Here is a 16,364-nt window from a genome sequence, read left to right as displayed (position 1 = left end):
TGCGGTTCGGCCATTGCCGTCAATAAAAGGGTGAATGGTAACCAAGCGGCAATGAGCTTCTGCGGCAAGATCCACTGGGTGAATCTTCTTTTTGGATTGGAGCCACTTATGAAAAGCGGACATTAAATCCGGCACTTTTCGGGGATTCGGGAAAACTGTACGCGAACCAGAAAGGCGAACAGGAACATTCCGATAAAAGCCTGCATTGTGATTATCTATGCCAGCGAGGATCATTTTATGCAGGGAAAGAAGATCGTTTTCTTTAAAATGCTTGAGTGGCTTGCGGGCCTTTTCCGCGATCCAATCAAAAGCTTGTGCATGGTTGATAGCCTCCAAGTGCTCGACCAGGCTTTTCCCGCCCACGGTGATTCCTTTTTCCACCACCATTGCAGTCTCCCTGCGGGTAAGGGTGTTTCCTTCGAGGGCGTTACTGGTGTAAGTAAGTTCAACCCGGAACCATTGGTGGAGGTTTTTGGCAAGTTCTTCTGGCATTTCCCCTGCCCGATCAAACAACTTCTTTATTTCCGTAAGTCGTTCCACTTTCATTCATAAACCATAAAGTATCACTTAATGGTTTTCAAATTAATAATATTACAAATCGAAGGGAATTAGAAAAGGATGCCCTAACTTCAATATGTCGATAAAATTAGATTCTATCGACATATACGGCTTGACCTGTCGATGGCGTCGACATAAATTGGAGATAGGTTTATAAAATTGATATTTATCGACATGTTCTGCAACCCCAAGATTCCCTTTAACAATCTTCCGCCTCTACCACCGAAGCGGGAATTAGAAACTGTGCCGGTGCTTAAACAATGCATACGGTCAAGGACACAATTGACAGAACTAGAACAAGCAGGAGATTTTCTACCTAACAAGACATTGTTGATCAATGTGCTACCCTTACTTGAAGCACAGGCGAGTTCGGAAATCGAAAATATTGTTACCACTACCGACAAGCTTTTCCGAAGTTCACTGTTGGAACAGTCTCCCGATGCAGCGACCCGGGAGGCTTTAGATTATCGGGCTGCCCTGTACAAGGGTTACCAAAGTTTAGACGATCGTCCATTATCCACCGTTACGGCGGAGCTGGTATGCTCGATGATCAAGTCGCGTACAATGGCAGTTAGAAAAGAGCCTGGTACGGCCTTGGGTAATGCAACCACGGGAGATGTAGTTTATACTCCACCACAAGGAGAATCCTTGATTCGGGCAAAACTGGCAAACTGGGAGCGTTTCCTCAATGAACCAACGGATTTGGATCCCTTGGTGGTGATGGCGGTGGCTCATTACCAATTTGAAGCCATTCATCCGTTCGCAGATGGGAATGGGCGAACTGGTCGGATACTCAATCTCCTTTACTTGGTACAGGCAGGTTTGCTCTCCTCCCCTATTCTTTATCACAGTCGCGGAATTATCCGTAGGAAAGCGGACTACTACGAACGCTTGCGTGCAGTCACATTTGAGCAAAATTGGGAGTCGTGGATTTTGTTCATGCTCGAAGTGGTGGAGGAATCTGCACAGTGGACCAATCAAAAGATTCGTGAGATCCGTGCATACCGGGAGCAAGTCAAAGATAAATTAAAGAGGAACATACCGAAAATTTACTCAAGTGAATTACTCGATGTGCTTTTCGAGCAACCGTATTGTCAGATAGCGGATCTGGTGAATGCGGGAATTGCCAAGCGGCAGTCCGCATCTTTGTATTTGAAAAAACTAGTAGAAGAAGGGGTTCTAATTGAAGAAAAAGTGGGCCGTACCATACTGTTTATTCATGAAAATTATCGTACACTACTTCTTGGAGAGAGTTCATAATGAAATTAAAAGCAATAACTTCAGCCAACTAATTTCCAACTGTCAGAAACACATTTATCCAAAAACTTAATACATTCAGAAGAGGGAAGATTTAGTAAGAATTTATAGTAAAGGATAAAAGGCTAATTTGACGGGGTAGATTGAAGTTGCAAAAGAGATGTGTGACTATTTTTCCTCACGGGAATACTTTGACGGTGCATCCTCGATTTGCATGGGCTTAAGGGAGAGAAGATCACGACCAGACATACGAATTTTGATTCGTTTATCTTTCTGTAAGGTTTCACGGGCAGCCGCGATGAGGGCCTCTTTTTCCTTAGGATCTGGAGACTGGACGGAAATTTGCCCATCATCATCCAATTGTAAAAGTTCTTTTTCGTATGCATCTAATTTCATTATTTTTCTTTCTCTCTAATCATCCATACCGGGACGACGTCTAAATTTTTTGGTTTTCGAACGAGTATCTTTGGCCTGTAGACGGCGTTCTTTGGATCCCCGTGTTGGGGAAGTCGCCCGGCGGGATTTCCGAACCTGCATGACTTCCTTGATCAATTCCTTCAATCGATTCAGGGCTTTTTCCCGGTTGGTCTCCTGAGTGCGTGCTTCCTGAGACTTGATAATCACGATGCCCCCCGGGCTGATCCGACGGTCTTTCTTATTCAATAAACGCTCCTTATAAACCTCAGGTAAAGAAGATGCCCGGATATCAAAGAATAAATGAACCGCAGTCGAAACCTTGTTTACATTCTGCCCACCGGCTCCCTGTGAACGAACGGCCTGCAATTGAATCTCCTGCAAGGGAATGGATACTCTGGAAGATATTGGCAACATCGTACCTATAACATCCACCAACCCCGTCGGTCACAAGCACAACGTTAGGCTAATTCGTTCGAATTCTTTAAATCGGATAAAAGGGAAAGTATATTTTTTTTAACCTTGAATAGACTTACTTGACACTTTTGAGTATGAATTCGAGTTCGTAAGCATTCTCCTTGTATTCTTTCTCAAGTTTTTTGGATTCAAACTGAGCAATTCTTTTATCAGTCACTGTGATAACCATAGGTAAAAATTTGAGCACTTTTCTTTCTGGGTCTATCCATTGAGTTGCAAATTCATCTGGACTGGATTTCACAATTTCTTCACCCCATAAAAAAATTTCATCAAAAGAAAAAATTTCCTGCTCATCAATCAAATCAACTCCATAATACTTACCATTGCGAATTGTACAAAGTCCATGAGTCATTGGCGGTTCAGTATCTTCTTCAGAATTGTAAACGGCGGTCGTAGACCCGTCCGCACGACGAATAAATTCTGAAATCTTATTTGAGTCGCATTCAGGATCGTTATCAGTAGTTCTCCATTTTCCGACTATTTTTTTATCCATTGAATAAGATGGGTCCGTAAGGAATTTTATAATGTCCTCAACATTCAGAATGCTGGCTAATTGTATTTGGTCAAATAATTGGGCTTCTTTTAGTGGGTCCGCTTTATTAAATTGACGCATTTGTGGCATTTCAAAGGAAGTCACTTTTGTCTCGTTGCTATCCCCAATATCCTCCGAATTAGTAATTATTTTTTCTTTGCTTGATAATTTCATTTTTTCCTCGGCCACCCAGATATCTTCGGTGGGGATCCGGTTTTTCACTTCAATTGGCCAATCCGAATCTGTTTCGATGTCAGACTCTAAAATGTCCGCATAAAGAAAAACAGAATTTTGGACGGCCCACAGACCATGCCCAAAAAAGGAACCCTTTTCTCCTTCTTCGACCCAAGTTACTTGGATTGAAAACACATGGTTGGGTCGGCGAAAAATTTCCCATTTATCTCCTTCTTCATTTTCCCCTTTCCATTTACCGAGAAGGTTTTCTTCTTCCTCCAGTAAAGGACCTCCGAACGTAAAATTACCTTCCTCCGTGGTTATCTTCGTGATCCATTCGTCTGCTTGTAATGAACATAATAATGCATGAAAAATGAGTGCAAACCAATAGAAGTAATTCATTCGGTTAAAAATAATTCAAATTTTAAAAAAAGCTACAAAATTCAAACATCGAATAGTAACTCCTAAAAAACAGGAAAAGTTACTTGATAAATAATTAACAGAATAAACATATTCCCAATAATTTGCTTATAATCCCCAATGATAACATGGGTGATTGCGGCACCGAGCATGGTGAGCATGAGTAGGCACCCGGAGTATAGGAGGAAGGGGATAGTGGAGTTGGAAAGGAGGAGAGCGAGGAGCATACCCGTGCCACAGAGTACTTCAATCACGGCGATCGTGCGTACGGTGATAGGTTTGAAGTAATTAACCCAGAGCATGCGCTTGGCGAGGACATCGATAGGTTGAAAAAATCGATAAGCTCCGCCCAATGCGAAGATCAAAAAAAGCAAGATCTGGAGTGATTCTTGCAGATAGGCCATCAGACAATTAGGCAGGGAGCAACAATTGGGTGCACATGTAAGCAATGGCGATGCAGGCACAGAGAAGGGAAAAGGACGGAAGCATACGCGATGCGTCACTTTTTAAGCGAACATGGGTGAGGAGGGCGGCAATCATGAGAACGGCAATTCCGAGGGCTCCGAGGCGCACGACTTCAAGGTTTTCGTTAAATAACATGATCGCGAAGGAGAATTTAAATATGCCGACTAGGTCGCGTAACCAGTTGGGTAATTTAAAGAGTTTAAATTCATCCTTTATGTTGTTGTAGCGTATGCCCCATACAAAAATGATGGAACCAAATACCAGGATGGAGAGGATTTCTAAAGCGAGTGGCATAGTAATAGTCATTCTTGGATCATCTAGTAAATTGGAGTTTCCGTAAATCGCAAAAGGAACGGTCTGTCTCGTCGTTGGAAAAACAATAAATACAAAGAAAATTGATTACGGTATGTTTTACCTTGAAAATCGGGAATCAATTCCTGATTTTCAGTCCTGTGAAAAGTGGCAAAATTACCTTTTTTTAAAGATGCAAATATACAAATTTATAAATTGTTTCGTATTCGGAGAAATAATTAACTATAAATAATTAAGAAATAACAAACTTTCATTTAAAGAATTACGCTTCAATTATTTACTCTGCCACCTATGAATACCTATCAAGAATACCTCACCGAGATCGAAGAAAGAAAAACTCAGGGACTGAGTCCTAAGCCAATTGATGGAAGTGAATTGACTGCGGAAATAATCGCTCAAATTAAGGACAGTGCACATGAGCACAGAAAAGAGTCTCTCAACTTTTTTATCTATAATACTTTGCCAGGCACAACCAGTGCGGCTGAAGGAAAAGCGGCTTTTTTAAAGGAGATCATTTTAGGTGAATCCATAGTGGAGGAGATTACCCCGACTTTTGCCTTTGAATTATTATCCCACATGAAGGGCGGACCATCGGTAAGAGTCTTGCTCGATTTGGCTTTGGGAGATGATGAATCGATTGCCGGGCAGGCTGCTGAAGTTTTAAAAACTCAGGTCTTCCTTTATGAGGCGGATACTGGTCGTCTGGAGGAGGCATACAAAGCGGGCAACTCAATTGCCAAGAATGTATTGGAGAGTTATGCCAATGCGGAATTCTTTACCAATCTTCCGGAGGTGGATGAAGAAATCAAAGTGGTGACATACATTGCCGGAGAGGGAGATATATCTACGGATTTACTTTCTCCAGGAAAACAGGCCCATTCGCGTTCTGATCGTGAACTGCACGGAAAATGCCTGATTTCAGAATCTGCCCAGGAAGAAATTACCGCACTCAAGGAAGAGCATCCAGACAAGCGAGTAATGCTGATCGCAGAGAAGGGTACGATGGGCGTGGGTTCTTCAAGAATGTCCGGGGTGAATAATGTGGCTTTATGGACGGGCATGCAGGCAAGTAAGTATGTGCCGTTTGTAAACTTCGCACCGATTGTTGCTGGTACCAATGGAATTTCCCCGATCTTTTTAACCACAGTGAGTGTGACCGGGGGAATCGGAATCGATTTAAATAACTGGATTAAGAAATTGGATGCGGATGGAAATACCGTGCTCGATGGGAATGGAGATCCGGTTTTGGAACAGACATACTCGGTGGAAACCGGAAAGGTTCTGACGATCAATACCAAGGAGAAGAAACTCTATGAGGGGGACACCGAGTTGGCGGATATCTCCCCTGCCCTCACTCCACAGAAGGTTGAATTCATAAAAGCGGGTGGATCCTACGCGATTGTATTTGGTAAGAAATTACAGAGTATTGCCGCCACAATTTTAGGACAGGAATTAAAGCCTGTATTTGCCGCGGCCCGAGAAATCTCGTATGAGGGACAGGGTCTCACTGCGGTGGAAAAAATCTTTAATAAGAATATGGTCGGGGTGAAAGAGGGATCAATTTTACATGCCGGTTCCGATGTGCGGGTAAATGTAAATATTGTCGGATCCCAGGATACCACCGGTTTAATGACCTCCCAGGAATTGGAAGCGATGGCGGCCACGATTATTTCCCCCACCGTCGACGGGGCCTACCAGTCGGGTTGCCACACCGCATCGGTCTGGGATAAGAAGGCACAGACCAACATTCCCAAGTTGATGAATTTCATGCATGACTTTGGACTGATCACCGCACGCGATCCCAAGGGAGAATATCATGCGATGACCGATGTGATCCACAAGGTATTGAATGACCTGACCGTGGACGACTGGTCGATCATTATAGGGGGAGACTCTCACACCCGTATGTCCAAGGGTGTGGCCTTTGGAGCCGATTCCGGAACCGTTGCCCTGGCCCTGGCCACGGGTGAAGCAACGATGCCAATACCAGAATCGGTTAAGGTAACCTTTAAGGGAGACCTAAAGGACCATGTGGACTTTCGTGATGTGGTACATGCCACCCAGGCCCAGATGTTAAAGGAATTTGGAGATAATATATTCCAGGGAAGAATCATCGAGGTACATATCGGCACTCTGCCAGCGGATCAGGCATTTACCTTTACCGACTGGACAGCAGAAATGAAGGCAAAGGCTTCGATCTGTATTTCTCAGGATGATACCCTGATTGAATCCCTCGAGATTGCAAAGAAGCGAATCCAGGTGATGATTGATAAGGGAATGGATAATGAAGGACAGGTACTCCAGGGACTGATCGATATTGCGAATAAGCGCATCGGAGAGATTCAATCAGGCGAAAAACCAGCCCTTGCCCCCGATGAAAATGCGAAATACTTTGAAGAATTTGTAGTCGACCTGGATCAGATCAATGAACCTATGATCGCGGATCCGGATGTGAATAATGATGATGTGTCCAAGCGTTATACTCATGACACAATCCGTACGGTGTCATACTACCAGGGCACCAAGAAAGTGGACCTCGGATTTGTGGGCTCCTGCATGGTGCATAAGGGAGACCTGAAAATTGTTTCCCAAATGCTCAAGAATTTGGAAAAGGAAAAAGGAAAAGTTGAATTTCAGGCTCCCCTCGTGGTCGCCGCCCCCACCTATAACATTATTGATGAACTGAAGGAGGAGGGTGACTGGAATATGTTGGAAAAATATTCCGGATTTGTATTTGACGATAATGCACCGAAGAATACAGCCCGTGATGAGTATGAAAATATGATGTACCTCGAACGACCCGGTTGTAATCTTTGTATGGGCAATCAGGAAAAAGCAGCCCGTGGAGACACCGTGATGGCTACTTCCACCCGATTGTTTCAAGGCCGGGTGGTGGAAGATTCTGAGCGTAAAAAGGGAGAGTCTTTACTCGCCTCGACTCCGGTGGTGGTACTTTCCGCAATCCTCGGACGGATCCCCACCATGGAAGAATATGAAGCGGCCGTGAAAGGAATAAACCTGACCAAATTTGCACCGCCCCTTAAGGCAATGTATAACTGATTATTATTTTTTAATTCCTCAAATTAAAAGTTCTTGAGGGGTGAAAACTGAGTTACACATTTTAAGCCTTAGCACCCTGTTTTTGATATCAGGTTGTGGCACTATGCATACTCGTGGATACGAGACATTTACCGAAGAGATTGATCTGGACAATCAATTGCAAGTATCCATGAACCCTGCCTCTAACCCACAGAAAAAGCAGGGAAGTACAAGCTGGATGGAAGAACGCGAAACTTACAGCAAACTCAATTTCCAAGTTTTTATTATGGATAAGGATGGCTACGGGAAAAACCCACATGTTGAATCGGTTACGATTCATTCCTTTTCATATCAAATGAACGATGGGAATAAAACTGAGATTCTATGGGACTACGACTATAATTTCTGGATGCAGGGAAACAGTCGATACAACAAGGACGGCCCAATTGTACCCCCGATCCCGTACGTGCCCAAAAGTCAGATCAAATTCTGGATTGAATTTACCCTAAACGGAAAAAAGTATTCGAAACAGGGAATCCTCAAATCATTTGAAAGTAGCAGCACTTACTCCACGCACATGCGTGACATAATGATGTAAATCAGGTTACCTGAGAGCAGCCAATTGGCTGCGAAGGGCCTTGGCTTTTTTGCCATCCAGCACTTGCCAACAGGCTAAGCCGTTCCCTACCAATTCAAATTCATTGAATTCCCAGACTACTTTTTTATCGCGGGTGATTTCAAATATTTGTGGATTGTTTGGACCGGCATGGCAGTTACCCACGATAAAGTTTCCATTCGCTCTTTCCTGGAGGCAGGTCATCCATTTCAACTCGATATTCGTACCCGGTACCTTGCCCTTGATTTCCCAGACCACTTTCTTTTCGGGAGTCACTTCAACCACACTGTTTCCACTTCCCGATGCAATCAGGGTATTTCCATTCTTTAAACGCATGGCCCCATACACCCGTGTCTTGATTAAATAATCCCAGACCACTTTACCATTTTTATCGTACTCCGTAACCACACCCGGTTGCTCAGAACAGACGAGCAAAGTACCCTGAGGGGTGGCTCGGGCCCAACGGGAACTCTGAGTGCCACCGGGTTTAAGGTTAAAGGAATGTTTTAATTCCCCAGAACGATTGACATTGATCACCCGCCCTACTCCACTCTCCACAATCTGGGTATCTCCATTAGCGAGTCGGGAAAAAGCATGTACATTCACCCCCTTACCTGTATTGCCGTTGGCGGTGGCACAGTCGTAATCCATCACTATTTTCTTACCAAGGGTGATTTCTTTCACATCCTGCCAGGTCTCATGAAAAAGTATATTTCCATTGGATAACATATGCACATCGTGATGTCCGGCATGGCCTTTCGCTTGACCCGCTGTTTTATGTGACCAGATGACATCGCCATTGGCCTCGGTAATTGCGAGAATGTTTTTACCGTACGAGGCACTGACCAGAACCAGCCGATCGGCATGTAAAAAAGTTGCTGTTAAAAGAAAGACAAAAAGACCAATAATTCGAGTATGCATTGAAGTAAGGGAATGAGGGTTAATTTGAAATATCAATTATGTCCCATATTTCAAAAATATGTCAACTGAGTACTGAGGTAATGGCGGCAAAAATCAGAGCAATCCGACTTGCTCCAGTTGGCTGAGTTTTTTTAATTTTTCGCGAATTTTTGTTCGGTAACGCGGATCGTTGAACCCATACCGGGCACTCAATCCAGTCCTGAATTTCTTTAAATTTACGAATCTCCATTTTTCTGATCAGAAATCGAAGATCCTCCTCATCTCCCTTGTAACTTGGAAGAGCACGACGGTTTATTAATTTCAATACACTTATTTTATATGCTAACTACACACCAGGTTATAAAATAATTTAACGTCCGTCGGTAAAAACAGGTTGGGTCCAGGCATAATACTCCCGCAGGGAACCGTCGGCCTTTTTCACCCGGTGGGTGATCATGCAGCGGAGGTAGTCCTTTTTGGCTTCGTATGAAGCCTGGTTTCCGGAAACGGTTTCTTCCACTTCCCCGCCCGGTCCAATAAATTCAATAAAAGTACCGGGCTTACCTTTCTTCACTGGCCGGCCAAACAGGAATTGAGAAGTAAGCTCCCGTGCGGTTTCCTCTTCATCGATTTCCACCTCAATCCGACTATTGGCAACCATCACTTTTTTCAGAATCACGCCGGAGGAGGAGTAGAAATCGCCCCGGTTCATTGCCAGGGTAATAGCATCCGAACTGAGATCGTTGGAGCGAACCATAACCCAACCGCGACCGGGGTTATCATATTTTTCATCCCACTTGGCAAACTTATGGCTATCATCAGACGCTACTCCATAAATAGTCATCCCTTTATCGAGTAACGCATTCCAAAGAGATGAAGTGGAGGGACGGTGGGCATCGCCAAAATTTTTGGTCATGGGGTGAGCGTTATAGAGTTCGAATAGATAAAGGTCTTTCACGGGATATAACTCAGCGGGGCGAATAATGGGGGCATTGGGATGATTTAATATGGTAATCCCTCCAGCTTTCTTCGTTTCATTAACCTGCCATTGGACGACCTTCGATCGGTTTTTGTCCTTAAATTCCCAGGGAACCAGACGAGACACATTCATCGCCGTACTATGAACTGGACCGGTTACTTCCTCCCCAGGTACAAGAAGAAAATCATCCCGTATTTCCCCGTCCAGTTTTACGGTGGAAGGATCAATGTACTTATTATGTTCACTGAGAATGAGAAAATTATAGCCATGATCGTGGTACCATTGAGCCACCACTTCGGGAGTGGAATCGGCATGCCCACAAAGTTTTGTGTGAACATGGGTATTTCCTTTGTACCACTTTTCCGCAAAAGAAAAATGAACTAAAGGAAGTAGGCAGCAGGCAACAGTAAATGATTTCATAACACTTAGCCTACTTTTGCTTAGATTAGGTTGCAACTAAGAGATGAAACCCTCCAGATAAAAAATCCGAAGGGTAATTTGAGCGAACGTGAAGAACTATCGACCGTCAGTAAAAACGGGTTGAGTCCAGGCGTAGTATTCGCGGAGGGAACCGTCCTTATTTTTTACTCGGCGAGTGACTTTTGCCCGCAGATAAGCTTCTTTAGTTTTATAAGATGCGGACAAACCAGTAACTGTCTTATGTACTTTTCCTCCCGGACCGATAAATTCGATAAAAGTACCCAGTTCTCCTTTGCTGACCGGACGACCAAAGAGAAATTCAGAAGCCAATTCACAAGCAGTTTCTTTTTCATTAACAGATAACTCGATATGATTGGCTCCACGCTCTAACTTTTCCAACATTACTCCCGAAGAGGAATAAAAGTCTCCCTTAAGCATTGCTGCAGTAAGAGAATCAGAACTCAGTTTTTTCGAACGCACCATGACCCAACCGCGACCCGGATTGTTTTCTTTCTCTCCCCATTTCTTTAGTTTATGGGCATCATCAGAGGACACTCCATATATGGTCATACCCTTTTCGAGAAGGGCGTCCCACAACACTTCCAGACTGGGTCGATGAGCATTTCCAAAGCTGTGAACTCCTGGATGAGCATTGTAGAGTTCAAACATAAAGAGATTTTTTACCGGAGAAATTTCGTGAGTATGAATTGGCCTGCCCCAGTTTGGGTGATTAAGAATGACCGCACCACCCGCTTTTCGTGTCTCATCGACATGATTCTGAATTACCTTCGAACGGTTCTTATCTTTAAATCCCCAGGGAACCAAACGGGAGACATTCATCGCCGTGCTGTGAACCGGTCCGGTTACTTCCTCTCCAGGAACGAGAAGGAAATCATCCCGTACTTCACCCTTCAGTTTAACCGTGGATGGATCGATAAATTTATTATGCTCACTGAGTATCAGGAAATTGTACCCCCGGTCATGGTACCATTGGGCAACCGCATCAGGTGTGGTGTCTGCATGTCCACAAAGTGTAGTGTGGACATGGGTATTGCCTTTGTACCAGGATTTGGAATGAACAAGGCATGGGATAAGGAGGGTAACAAGGAGGGCGGGAATGTACTTCATGATACTTACTACCATTAAATTTGAAGAATATATAGTCAACAACCATGGCAAAGTGCCGAATCAAGTTGCGATAGCATTGAGTCCACACAGAATGTCATTGTGAAACCTAAAATCATTACTGCTCTCCTCGTTTTTTTCGCCACACAGATTATTTGTAAAGGTGAACTCAATATAGCAAAACCTAACAAGCATCCTTATGTCGATCCTGCGGGTGGGCGTGAGAATTATAAGTTATCTGGAGAAAAGGTAAATGAAGCCCGGGTCTACGATTTTTACCAAAGGCAGGCGGATTACTATATGGCGAACCCGAATAAGACCCCTGATATCCTGCCCTCCTACCCTGGACTGGATGCCGGTCTGCATGGCCACTGGGGGAAATATAATCAAAATAATCATAATGATGGCCGTTGGAATGAAGGAGACACCGGTGAACATTTTGCCCATGTCGTAAAGGGCAAAGGTTTAAATGTGGAAAAAGGAATCTGTGTAAAACTAGGTGCCGGTCATATGCTGTCCGCTTGCTTTGACACAAAGTCCCTTTCTTACCGTGCCGTTTGGCAGGATGGATGGGTAAATTTTCAACCATTCCGTTGGGGTTCATCGCGCGGTGCAAATATTGATGGAAAGAGCTGGTTTACTATTCCCAAAGCTGAAATGCCCAAAGGAGGAGAATATCTCGGCTTACACCGGTTTGGAAAACGGGTGGTATTCGAATATCAAATTGGAGATACAAAAATCCAGGACGAACCATGGGCTGGAGAAAATTCTTTCTATCGAAGAATCGATCTCCTGAACCCGGTTACAAAATTATCGCTTCCCTGCAAGGTAATGGATGGGGCCATTAAGGTGGAAGTAGTCGAATCAAATGGCATTGAAAAAGCAGAATGGAAACAAGGTGAACTCATTTTCCAAAATGCCTCCTCAGGTGCTTCGTTAATCATTCGAATATCCAAGGAAAAAAAACCGGTGGAAGAAAATTCCGTTCTCGCTCATCTAAAATCAGAAAGAAAAATCGTAAAGCGATGGAATAAGACCCTTAAAGTACCGGGGAAACTGGGTAATTCGAACGGGTCCAATTATGTAGTCGATACTCTGAATGTTCCCTACAACAATCCATATAAAACTGTGATGCAATTGACCAGTATGGCTTTTTTACCCAACGGTAATGCCTTAGTTGCGACTCTCCCCGGGGATATTTGGTTGGTCAAAGGAATTTCAGATGATCTAACAAATATTACCTGGCAACGCTATGCCACTGGGTTTAACCAACCCATTGGCATTCATGTCGATGAGGACGGAATCTTCGTTCTGGACCGTCTGCAAATTTCTGTTCTTCACGACACCAATGGGGATGAAGAAGTCGACCACTACGAAAAATATGCCAACGACTTTGGTGGGTTTGACCGTAGTCATACTCACACCTTTGGACTGCACCGGACGAAGGACAAATCGTTTCACTTCATCCAATTGACAAGTGTATTCCGTACGGGCCCGGACCGGGTGACAAAAAAAGTAGCCACCGGAGTTCGTAACTGCATGGCAGTTGGAGGATCGGATGATTACTTCTGGGCAGGACCACAGGAAGGAACCTGGACACCGACCTCGGCAATCATCGAGGTCAATCAGGGAGAGGAGTATGGATTAGGTGGAAAGGGTATATCCCCTCCCCTTTGCTATGTTCCCCGTGGGATTGATAATTCAACCGGAGGAATGAAGGAGATAACCAGTGAGAAATGGGGACCCTTTAAGGGTTCTCATGTTGGACTGAGCTACGGATCGGGAACCTACTACTTAATCCTTCGGGACGCTACCGGTTCTCGCCCACAGGGAGCAGTGGTTCCAATGGAAGGAGAATTTTTGGCCGGAGTGATGCGTGGCGATTTTCATCCCAAGGATGGCCAACTCTATGTAGCCGGACTGGATGGTTGGGGAGACTATTCCATTGAGGACGGTTGTTTCCACCGAGTACGATACACCGGGGGAAAAGTTCGAAAACCAAAGGGGTTTAAGATTCATAGCAACGGTGTGAGAATTGATTTCACCACCAAGCTCGATCCCCGTTCAACATCCTTGGTAAAGAATTACTTTTCTCATGCCTGGAATTATGAATATGCGAAGCGATACGGTTCCCCTGAATTTTCCGCTAAGGTTCCGGAAAGTCTTGGACATGACCGAGTAGATATTCGATCCGTAAAATTACTGGAGAATGGAACATCTATTTTCGTGGAAATGCCCGACCTTGAACCAATTATGCAATTGCATATTCGTATGCATTTACAGGATGCCGACGGTACGGAATTTAAAACTGATCTGTTTTGCTCACCAATGTTCCCGGACAAACCGTACTCATTAAAAGGACTGGCAAAACCAAGAAAAGATAAGCTGTCCTTTGTATCCCTTCGAGTCGCAAACCAGGACTCGAAAAAGAAACCAGACTATACCGGTGATACGATTGAAGGGGAACGGGAGATTCGTATCGAGACCATAAGCGGTCTGAAATATTCCAATACTTTACTTGAAGCAAAACCCAATGAAGCACTGGCTTTAAAATTAAAAAATGTCGATGCCATGCCCCATAACCTGGTGATAATCGAACCGGGCTCGACCCAAAAAGTGGGAGAGGCCTCTTTTAAAATGATCAGCGATCCTAAAGCCGGGGAGAAAAACTATGCCCCGGATTTGAATGAAGTGTTACATATCATCCCGGTCATTGAACCGGGTAAAATACATACCCTTCATTTCCGGGCTCCGAAAAAACCGGGGGATTATCCATTTATCTGCACCTTTCCCGGTCATTGGATGGCGATGCAGGGAATCCTGCGGGTGAATTAAAAGAAGGTCCTTTTCGCTCGAACCGAATCTAAGAATTAACTTATTTTCACGACAACCCGATCATATCCAACCTGACGGGTGTAGGATTCTTCTTTTTCAATTCGGGGTTCAAAAGAGATTAGCTTTATACTTTTTACCTGTTTGCACAAAGACTTGAGCAGGCAACGAATAATTAATCGGGCCTGCGGAGCACCGAGGCAGTTATGAATCCCAAAGCCGAAGCCAATGTGCGGGTTTGGCATACGATCCAATACCACTTTATTGGGTTCTTTAAATACAGACTCATCCCGATTTGCAGATGGCCAGCACAGTCCGACCCGCCCCCCCGCCGGAACCTCATGATCCGCCACACTGGCGGCATGCGGACAGGTTCGGGCAATCGCAGTGAGCGGACTTACATAACGAACAAATTCCTCGCAGGCGGTCATGATGTAGCGCTCATCTTCTCCAAGAAAACCAAGGGCTTCCGGATGTTCGGCAAGGTAGACAATGATGCTACTGACCACATTAATTACGGTATCTTTGCCACCGGCAAAAGTGACATTGGCGATCCCCTGTTTTTCTGTAAAACTTAACTTTTCTCCATTCATCTCCGCGTGGTTAAGCATACTAAAAAAATCATCTCCCGGCTCCCGTTCGGCTCGGGCAAATTGTTCTGCAGTGTAGTCCTCAAGTCTGCTTCCTTCCGTCAGTGCATGCATCCCCCACTCCATCCATTTGTCTGCTTCTGAATCAGGAACCTTTAATAATCTGGCTAATGCACGGCATTGCAGGGGCAGGGCAAATTGGTTAACGGCTTCCACTTCCCCCACATCGATTATATTCGCGACCATTGATGTGACCATCTTTGCCATATCCTCGATATAGTCTGCATGAGTCGGACGAATAAAGAACGGCTCCACCAGCGCACGAAAATCGGTATGCTGGGGTGGATCCATCTCGATCGGAATTTGCCGCATCGAACGAAGTCCCTCCTCTGAATGAGGAACCACCTGAAATGGGTTATCGCTGCTGAACTCCTTCCAATTCTTCGCCGTTTTCCGCAGTTCTTTTAAGCGTAGAATGAAGGGGATTCTTTCACCATTAAACTCAGTGAATTGTATGCCTGAACTTGCTCGGGCCTCCTCAAAGCTGTCTTGATGTTGTGGCATAATTAAATACTCGAAGAATATCTTTTGTTCCAATACCGAAGGCGAGGACTAAGAATGTATTCCATAAACTGAAACTACCATGAACCTCTTTTTAATAGAGGGTGAACATATACCATAAAAAATTGAACATCAGAGAATTCTGACCACGGGGTAAGTGTACTGTCAAGTATGCTCGTTATTAATTCGTTATATTGTGTGGAGCATATAGCCTTTACAATTTAATTGAGGCGGGCACCCAGTCCTCCTCCATAACCAGCGAGCTCGAGGTAAGCGCTGCCAATCCGTTTCCCTTTTTCATTCAGGACCTCACAGGCACCTTCCCAATATGCATTATCCGATCGGTTGCCCGTAAATTCCTGCTGATCGAGTAAGGGGCGTAAGCGATACACTTCCTGCCCCTTGGTGGGATGAATTACTGAGACCTCGACTGTGGTGGGATATTGGAGTCCCGTTTTTGGACTGGTCCATGTATCAAGGGTTTCCCAGGAAAAGTTTTTCTCATACACCCTTTCCGTCTTTCCCTCCTGATCAATCCAGTAAACTGCTGACCACGGATCACTGCCCCCGTCTTTTTTCCGTAAACGATAGGCTTTTAGCTCGGTCCCATCGTCCAACTGCATACAAGTCCAATCCCACCCGGCTAAATCTTCCCCCAGTTGACTGGATGAAATTTCGTGATCCATCCAAGCA

The 16,364-nt window shown here is 44.6% G+C and carries 16 protein-coding genes; 4 read left to right on the top strand and 12 right to left on the bottom strand.

What is annotated here, in order from left to right; translation table 11 throughout:
- A partial coding sequence (locus tag ACKPQ5_RS04960; protein ID WP_407677997.1) for a Fic family protein occupies nt 1–492 on the bottom strand: 492 nt, incomplete at its 3' end.
- Nucleotides 493–732: 240 nt separating this feature from the next.
- Between ACKPQ5_RS04960 and ACKPQ5_RS04955 the strand changes: the two genes are divergently transcribed.
- Nucleotides 733–1,818: a Fic family protein gene (locus ACKPQ5_RS04955; RefSeq protein WP_407677996.1), complete on the top strand. Its 1,086-nt coding sequence runs from the start codon at nt 733–735 to the stop codon at nt 1,816–1,818.
- A 165-nt stretch (nt 1,819–1,983) separates the two neighbouring features.
- Here ACKPQ5_RS04955 and ACKPQ5_RS04950 read toward each other — a convergent pair whose 3' ends face one another.
- The 5 genes from ACKPQ5_RS04950 to ACKPQ5_RS04930 form a co-directional block, all read right to left on the bottom strand.
- Nucleotides 1,984–2,211, bottom strand: coding sequence for a hypothetical protein (locus ACKPQ5_RS04950; protein ID WP_407677995.1), 228 nt, complete (start codon nt 2,209–2,211; stop codon nt 1,984–1,986).
- A 15-nt stretch (nt 2,212–2,226) separates the two neighbouring features.
- Nucleotides 2,227–2,646 carry an alternative ribosome rescue aminoacyl-tRNA hydrolase ArfB gene (gene arfB, locus ACKPQ5_RS04945; protein WP_407677994.1) on the bottom strand — a complete coding sequence of 140 codons (420 nt, stop codon included), beginning with the start codon at nt 2,644–2,646 and terminating at the stop codon, nt 2,227–2,229.
- Nucleotides 2,647–2,761: 115 nt separating this feature from the next.
- Entirely contained in the window at nt 2,762–3,814 is a 1,053-nt protein-coding gene (locus ACKPQ5_RS04940) for a hypothetical protein (protein WP_407677993.1), read from the bottom strand.
- A 62-nt stretch (nt 3,815–3,876) separates the two neighbouring features.
- Nucleotides 3,877–4,236 (bottom strand): DoxX family protein, encoded by a 360-nt coding sequence (locus ACKPQ5_RS04935; RefSeq protein WP_407677992.1) that lies wholly within the window; start codon nt 4,234–4,236, stop codon nt 3,877–3,879.
- A 7-nt stretch (nt 4,237–4,243) separates the two neighbouring features.
- The gene (locus ACKPQ5_RS04930) at nt 4,244–4,603 is read right to left on the bottom strand and encodes a DoxX family protein (RefSeq protein ID WP_407677991.1); all 360 of its coding nucleotides are present in this window, start codon (nt 4,601–4,603) and stop codon (nt 4,244–4,246) included.
- Between the two features lie 297 nt (nt 4,604–4,900).
- On the opposite strand from ACKPQ5_RS04930, the gene ACKPQ5_RS04925 reads away from it, so the two are divergent.
- Entirely contained in the window at nt 4,901–7,669 is a 2,769-nt protein-coding gene (locus ACKPQ5_RS04925; protein ID WP_407677990.1) for a bifunctional aconitate hydratase 2/2-methylisocitrate dehydratase, read from the top strand.
- Nucleotides 7,670–7,709: 40 nt separating this feature from the next.
- On the top strand, nt 7,710–8,246 hold the full coding sequence (locus ACKPQ5_RS04920; protein WP_407677989.1) for a hypothetical protein: 537 nt from the start codon (nt 7,710–7,712) through the stop codon (nt 8,244–8,246).
- A 6-nt stretch (nt 8,247–8,252) separates the two neighbouring features.
- Here the strand turns inward: ACKPQ5_RS04920 and ACKPQ5_RS04915 are convergent, their stop codons facing one another.
- The 4 genes from ACKPQ5_RS04915 to ACKPQ5_RS04900 form a co-directional block, all read right to left on the bottom strand.
- Nucleotides 8,253–9,185, bottom strand: coding sequence for a hypothetical protein (locus ACKPQ5_RS04915; protein ID WP_407677988.1), 933 nt, complete (start codon nt 9,183–9,185; stop codon nt 8,253–8,255).
- 61 nt (nt 9,186–9,246) lie between these two features.
- Nucleotides 9,247–9,489, bottom strand: a complete 243-nt coding sequence (locus tag ACKPQ5_RS04910; RefSeq protein ID WP_407677987.1) for a hypothetical protein — start codon at nt 9,487–9,489, stop codon at nt 9,247–9,249.
- Nucleotides 9,490–9,534: 45 nt separating this feature from the next.
- Complete coding sequence (locus ACKPQ5_RS04905; RefSeq protein ID WP_407677986.1) at nt 9,535–10,563, bottom strand: CehA/McbA family metallohydrolase; 1,029 nt, start codon at nt 10,561–10,563, stop codon at nt 9,535–9,537.
- 96 nt (nt 10,564–10,659) lie between these two features.
- Nucleotides 10,660–11,691 (bottom strand): CehA/McbA family metallohydrolase, encoded by a 1,032-nt coding sequence (locus ACKPQ5_RS04900; RefSeq protein WP_407677985.1) that lies wholly within the window; start codon nt 11,689–11,691, stop codon nt 10,660–10,662.
- A 99-nt stretch (nt 11,692–11,790) separates the two neighbouring features.
- Here ACKPQ5_RS04900 and ACKPQ5_RS04895 point away from each other — a divergent pair, with 99 nt between their 5' ends.
- Nucleotides 11,791–14,523 (top strand): DUF6797 domain-containing protein, encoded by a 2,733-nt coding sequence (locus ACKPQ5_RS04895; RefSeq protein ID WP_407677984.1) that lies wholly within the window; start codon nt 11,791–11,793, stop codon nt 14,521–14,523.
- A gap of 35 nt (nt 14,524–14,558) precedes the next feature.
- On the opposite strand, the gene ACKPQ5_RS04890 is transcribed toward ACKPQ5_RS04895, so the two are convergent.
- On the bottom strand, nt 14,559–15,674 hold the full coding sequence (locus tag ACKPQ5_RS04890) for a cytochrome P450 (RefSeq protein WP_407677983.1): 1,116 nt from the start codon (nt 15,672–15,674) through the stop codon (nt 14,559–14,561).
- Between the two features lie 218 nt (nt 15,675–15,892).
- The coding region (locus tag ACKPQ5_RS04885) for a lipocalin family protein (RefSeq protein WP_407677982.1) at nt 15,893–16,364 on the bottom strand (472 nt) is incomplete at its 5' end.

It is taken from the genome of Candidatus Seribacter sulfatis (genome assembly GCF_964187635.1).
GTDB lineage: Bacteria > Verrucomicrobiota > Verrucomicrobiia > Opitutales > Seribacteraceae > Seribacter > Seribacter sulfatis.
Note: the sequence above shows the minus strand (reverse complement) of the source record. Positions and strands in the feature narration are given on the sequence as shown.

Coding starts and splice junctions, on each gene's coding strand:
- ACKPQ5_RS04955 (WP_407677996.1), top strand. CDS start 733: ATGTTCTGCAACCCCAAGATTCCCTTTAACAATCTTCCGCCTCTACCA.
- ACKPQ5_RS04950 (WP_407677995.1), bottom strand. CDS start 2,211: ATGAAATTAGATGCATACGAAAAAGAACTTTTACAATTGGATGATGAT.
- arfB (WP_407677994.1), bottom strand. CDS start 2,646: ATGTTGCCAATATCTTCCAGAGTATCCATTCCCTTGCAGGAGATTCAA.
- ACKPQ5_RS04940 (WP_407677993.1), bottom strand. CDS start 3,814: ATGAATTACTTCTATTGGTTTGCACTCATTTTTCATGCATTATTATGT.
- ACKPQ5_RS04935 (WP_407677992.1), bottom strand. CDS start 4,236: ATGGCCTATCTGCAAGAATCACTCCAGATCTTGCTTTTTTTGATCTTC.
- ACKPQ5_RS04930 (WP_407677991.1), bottom strand. CDS start 4,603: ATGACTATTACTATGCCACTCGCTTTAGAAATCCTCTCCATCCTGGTA.
- ACKPQ5_RS04925 (WP_407677990.1), top strand. CDS start 4,901: ATGAATACCTATCAAGAATACCTCACCGAGATCGAAGAAAGAAAAACT.
- ACKPQ5_RS04915 (WP_407677988.1), bottom strand. CDS start 9,185: ATGCATACTCGAATTATTGGTCTTTTTGTCTTTCTTTTAACAGCAACT.
- ACKPQ5_RS04905 (WP_407677986.1), bottom strand. CDS start 10,563: ATGAAATCATTTACTGTTGCCTGCTGCCTACTTCCTTTAGTTCATTTT.
- ACKPQ5_RS04900 (WP_407677985.1), bottom strand. CDS start 11,691: ATGAAGTACATTCCCGCCCTCCTTGTTACCCTCCTTATCCCATGCCTT.
- ACKPQ5_RS04890 (WP_407677983.1), bottom strand. CDS start 15,674: ATGCCACAACATCAAGACAGCTTTGAGGAGGCCCGAGCAAGTTCAGGC.